At 67.8% G+C, this 4,006-nt stretch carries 6 protein-coding genes and 1 pseudogene; 5 read left to right on the top strand and 2 right to left on the bottom strand.

Annotated elements, in window-relative coordinates; genetic code table 11:
• Positions 1 to 184: 184 nt before the first annotated feature.
• The 3 genes from folK (at position 185) to QZ772_RS23750 (ending at position 2,410) form a co-directional block, all read left to right on the top strand.
• Positions 185 to 637 (top strand): 2-amino-4-hydroxy-6-hydroxymethyldihydropteridine diphosphokinase, encoded by a 453-nt coding sequence (gene folK, locus QZ772_RS23760; protein WP_295532037.1) that lies wholly within the window; start codon positions 185 to 187, stop codon positions 635 to 637.
• A gap of 98 nt (positions 638 to 735) precedes the next feature.
• Complete coding sequence (locus QZ772_RS23755; protein ID WP_295532034.1) at positions 736 to 1,380, top strand: DUF47 domain-containing protein; 645 nt, start codon at positions 736 to 738, stop codon at positions 1,378 to 1,380.
• 19 nt (positions 1,381 to 1,399) lie between these two features.
• Positions 1,400 to 2,410 (top strand): inorganic phosphate transporter, encoded by a 1,011-nt coding sequence (locus tag QZ772_RS23750; protein ID WP_295532031.1) that lies wholly within the window; start codon positions 1,400 to 1,402, stop codon positions 2,408 to 2,410.
• Between the two features lie 28 nt (positions 2,411 to 2,438).
• Here the strand turns inward: QZ772_RS23750 and QZ772_RS23745 are convergent, their stop codons facing one another.
• On the bottom strand, positions 2,439 to 2,939 hold the full coding sequence (locus QZ772_RS23745; protein ID WP_295532028.1) for a hypothetical protein: 501 nt from the start codon (positions 2,937 to 2,939) through the stop codon (positions 2,439 to 2,441).
• Between the two features lie 9 nt (positions 2,940 to 2,948).
• Positions 2,949 to 3,476 carry a GNAT family N-acetyltransferase gene (locus tag QZ772_RS23740; protein WP_295532026.1) on the bottom strand — a complete coding sequence of 176 codons (528 nt, stop codon included), beginning with the start codon at positions 3,474 to 3,476 and terminating at the stop codon, positions 2,949 to 2,951.
• Between the two features lie 155 nt (positions 3,477 to 3,631).
• On the opposite strand from QZ772_RS23740, the gene rpsP reads away from it, so the two are divergent.
• Both rpsP and QZ772_RS23730 read left to right on the top strand, forming a co-directional pair.
• On the top strand, positions 3,632 to 3,907 hold the full coding sequence (rpsP, locus tag QZ772_RS23735; protein ID WP_295532023.1) for a 30S ribosomal protein S16: 276 nt from the start codon (positions 3,632 to 3,634) through the stop codon (positions 3,905 to 3,907).
• A gap of 17 nt (positions 3,908 to 3,924) precedes the next feature.
• Positions 3,925 to 4,006: pseudogene (locus tag QZ772_RS23730) on the top strand (ribosome maturation factor RimM); the annotation flags it as partial.

The following is a 4,006-nucleotide window of genomic DNA, read 5'->3' as shown; positions in this document are numbered from 1 at the left end:
CGGGCGCACCGCGCAAGCGGCGCCGGCGCCGCAAGCCCCGCAGTGGCGGTGGCGCGGCCGGCGGCGGTGACGCGGGCGGCGCGCCCGACGCGGTGTGAGCGCTGCTGCACAGGGTGTCCGCGCCGTCGTCGAGGCGGACAGTCGCGCCGCGCCCAGTGCGGATCGCGCGCCCGAACTGCCCAAGATGCGCGCCTACGTGGCCCTCGGTGCCAACCTGGGCGACGCCCAGGCGGCCGTCACCGGCGCGCTCGCAGCCCTGGATGGGTTGCCACAGACGCGGTTGGCCGCCCGTTCCAGCCTGTACCGCAGCGCCCCGGTCGATGCCGGCGGCCCGGATTTCATCAACGCCGTCGCCGCCATCGACACGGCCCTGGCGCCGCTCGAACTGCTCGACGAGCTGCAGCGGCTGGAACTCGCCGCCGGCCGCGAGCGCCCCTACCGCAACGCCCCGCGCACGCTCGATCTGGACCTGCTGCTCTACGGCGAAGCGCGCATCGATGAGCCGCGCCTCGTGGTGCCGCATCCGCGCATGCACGAGCGGGCCTTCGTGCTGCTTCCGCTGGAGGAGATCGCCGCCGGACGGGTGACCGCCGCACAGCTGGAGGCCGTGGCCGGCCAGGCCATCCAGCGGCTCTGAAGTGCCGGCGCCGGGCGGCGGGTGATGCCGCCCTTACACTTGCAGGTTGCTCGGGTGTCATCACCCTGTCGCATCTTTCGTGTAAGGACGCCAATTTCATGCTCGGCAAGCTGCTGCCCCGCGAGGGCAATTTCTTCGAGATGTTCAACCAGCATGCCGAGCGCATCGTCGAGGCCGCACGGGCCTTCGAACAGCTGGTTGCCAATTACAACGACGTGCACCTGCGCGAGCAGTACAACCGCGACGTCGACAACGCCGAGCGCGCCGCTGACCGGGTGACGCACGACGTCAACCTGCTGCTGCACAAGACCTTCATCACGCCCATCGACCGCGAGCAGATCCACAAGCTCATCAACACGATGGACGACGTGGCCGACCTGATCCAGGACTGCGCCGAGACCATGGCGCTGTACGACGTTCGGCAGATGACGGACGAGATCTCTCGCCTGACCACGCTGTCCGTCAAGTGCTGCGGCCGACTCAAGGACGCCGTCAAATACCTGGGCAAAATCGCCGATCCGGCGGTGGCCGAGGCCACGCTCAAGACCTGCGAGGAAATCGACCGTATCGAGTCCGACGCCGACCGGGTGATGCGCAGCGCCATGAGCAAGCTCTTCCGCGAAGAGCCCGACGTGCGCGAGGTGATCAAGCTCAAGGCGATCTACGAGCTGCTGGAAACCGTCACCGACAAGTGTGAGGACGTGGCCAACGTGATCGAGGGCATCATCCTCGAGAACTCCTGACCCGCCGGGAGTCGCTTTCATGGCAACGGTGCAGGTCGCCCTCTGGGTGGTGGTGGTGCTGGTCGCGCTGGCCATCGCCTTCGACTTCATGAACGGCTTCCACGACGCGGCGAATTCCATCGCCACCGTCGTGTCCACCGGCGTGCTCAAGCCGGGGCAGGCGGTGCTGTTCGCCGCTTTCTTCAATCTGGTCGCGATCTTCGTCTTCCATCTGAGCGTGGCAGCGACCGTCGGCAAAGGCATTGCCCATGCCAATGTGATCGACGTGCATGTGGTGTTCGGTGCCCTGATCGGGGCCATCAGCTGGAACCTGGTCACCTGGTACTACGGCATCCCCAGCAGTTCTTCGCATGCGCTGATCGGCGGCATCGTGGGCGCGGTGATGGCCAAGACCGGCACTTCGGGCCTGGTGGGGGCCGGCATCTGGAAGACGGTGGCCTTCATCTTCGTGTCGCCGCTGCTGGGCTTTCTGCTGGGTTCGCTGATGATGGTGGCGGTGGCCTGGGCCTTCCGCCGTGCCACGCCCTCCAAGGTGGACCGCTGGTTCCGGCGGCTGCAACTGGTCTCTGCCGGGGCCTACAGCCTGGGCCACGGCGGCAACGATGCGCAGAAGACCATCGGCATCATCTGGATGCTGCTGCTGGCCACCGGCTATGCCTCCGCGGCCGACACCGCGCCGCCAACCTGGGTGGTGGTGGCCTGCTACGCCGCCATCGCCATGGGCACCATGTTCGGCGGCTGGCGCATCGTGCGCACCATGGGCCAGAAGATCACCAAGCTCAAGCCCGTGGGCGGCTTCTGTGCCGAGACGGGCGGGGCGCTCACGTTGTTCTTGGCAACGGCGCTGGGCATTCCGGTGTCGACCACCCACACGATCACGGGCGCCATCGTCGGCGTCGGGGCCACGCAGCGGGCAAGCGCCGTGCGCTGGGGCGTGGCGGGCAACATCGTGTGGGCGTGGATCTTCACCATTCCCGCCGCCGCCTTCGTGGCGGCCATTGCCTACTGGCTGAGCATGCAGCTGTTCTAAGGCGGCGGGTCGCGGGCCGGCCGCTGGCTCATTGCGAGATGCGGCGGCCTTCCTCGATCTGGTGTTCGAAGTAGCGCTGGAAGCTGAAGACGATGCTCGACATCAGCACCGTCGCGCCGATCAGCAGTGCGAGCACGACGGCGCCGATGGTGAACCAGTTGGTGCCACCCGGCGCCGCATCCGGCGCGAGTTGGGGGTTGTGCCTGGCATTCCAGCGCTCCGTCGTCATCAGTCCGTAGATGATGGCCATCAGCGCGCAGCCCGCCATGGTGAAGCCGAGAAACGGGATGAGCACCCAGCTCCAGCCGTCGTCCAGACCGTACATGCGGGCCCGCTCGACGCCGTAGAGGCCCAGCGCCGTCGGAATCGGCAGCAGCCACCCCAGGAGGTCGCCCAGGCCGTGCAGGTAGAAGCGGTGCAGGCCCAGCGGGCCGCCCAGGAAGGCAAGCCAGGCGGCAACGGTCTTGCTGCGGGGAGCGCGCGCGGCAGGGGCGAGTGGGGCGTTTTCCGCGTGTGTGTCGATGGTCATGTCAGGGCCTCATTCGGGCGAGGTGCTGCTGCCTTCGCCGAGCACCTTGTCCATCAGCACCACGTCTCTCCACTCGCCGAACTTCCAGCCGCAGTCCTTGATGACGCCGACATGGGCGAAACCCAGCTTGCGATGGACGCCCACCGAGCCAGCATTGGCCGAATCACCGATCACCGCGATGAGCTTGCGCACGCCGGCCGCCTGCGCAGCCTCGATCAGCGCTCCCAGGAGCTGGGCCCCGAGGCCCATGCCGCGTGCGGCGTCGGCGATGTAGATCGAGTCCTCGGCGGAATAGCGGTAGGCGGGCCGTGGCTTGAACCAGTTGCAATAGGCAAAGCCGAGCACCTCGCCCGCCTCGTTCTCGGCCACCAGATAGGGCAGGCCCTTGCCCAGCACGTCGGCGCGTCGGTTGGTCATGTCGGCCTGGGTCGGGGCGTCGGTCTCGAAGGTACCCGTACCGTGCAGGACATGGTGGGCGTAGATGGCCGTGATGGCCGCCAGGTCTGCGTCGCGGCTGGGTCGGATGGTCAGGTGCATGAAGGCGGGGTGCGGAAGGGCGCTATACTCGCGGGCTTTTCAGCGTGTCGCTGGCCGGGTGGCCATGTCGCGTGTCTCAACGCTGGAGAAGAATTCACCGGCCGATCCCAGGCATTCCCTGAAACCTGCGGCTGGCTCCACCCCAAGGATAAATCATGGTCGTGATTCGACTCTCCCGCGGCGGCTCCAAGGGCCGTCCGTTCTTCAACATCGTCGTCGCCGACAAGCGCACCCGCCGCGACGGCCGCTTCATCGAGCGTCTGGGCTTCTACAACCCCACCGCGCGCGGCGGCGAGGAAAGCATCCGCATCGCCCAGGACCGTCTGGCCTACTGGAAGAGCGTCGGCGCCCAGGCTTCGCCCACCGTCGTGCGCCTGATCAAGCAGGCCGGCAGCGCCGCCCCTGCCGTCACCGAGCAGGCCGCCGCCTGATCGGCGCGCCGTCGCCGATGTTGCCCACGCTCGACGCCGCCGAACTGCCGGCGGACGCCATCGAAGTCGGGCGCATCGTCGATGCGTGGGGCATCAAGG

The organism is uncultured Pseudacidovorax sp. (genome assembly GCF_913773995.1).
Lineage (GTDB): Bacteria > Pseudomonadota > Gammaproteobacteria > Burkholderiales > Burkholderiaceae_C > Xenophilus.
The sequence above is the reverse complement of the archived record's forward strand: the minus strand, read 5'-3'. Positions and strand labels throughout refer to the sequence as shown.

What these genes read in the sequence shown, in the direction of transcription:
- folK (WP_295532037.1), top strand. Translation starts at nt 185, where the DNA reads ATGCGCGCCTACGTGGCCCTCGGTGCCAACCTGGGCGACGCCCAGGCG.
- QZ772_RS23745 (WP_295532028.1), bottom strand. Translation starts at nt 2,939, where the DNA reads ATGACCATCGACACACACGCGGAAAACGCCCCACTCGCCCCTGCCGCG.
- QZ772_RS23750 (WP_295532031.1), top strand. Translation starts at nt 1,400, where the DNA reads ATGGCAACGGTGCAGGTCGCCCTCTGGGTGGTGGTGGTGCTGGTCGCG.
- rpsP (WP_295532023.1), top strand. Translation starts at nt 3,632, where the DNA reads ATGGTCGTGATTCGACTCTCCCGCGGCGGCTCCAAGGGCCGTCCGTTC.
- QZ772_RS23755 (WP_295532034.1), top strand. Translation starts at nt 736, where the DNA reads ATGCTCGGCAAGCTGCTGCCCCGCGAGGGCAATTTCTTCGAGATGTTC.
- QZ772_RS23740 (WP_295532026.1), bottom strand. Translation starts at nt 3,476, where the DNA reads ATGCACCTGACCATCCGACCCAGCCGCGACGCAGACCTGGCGGCCATC.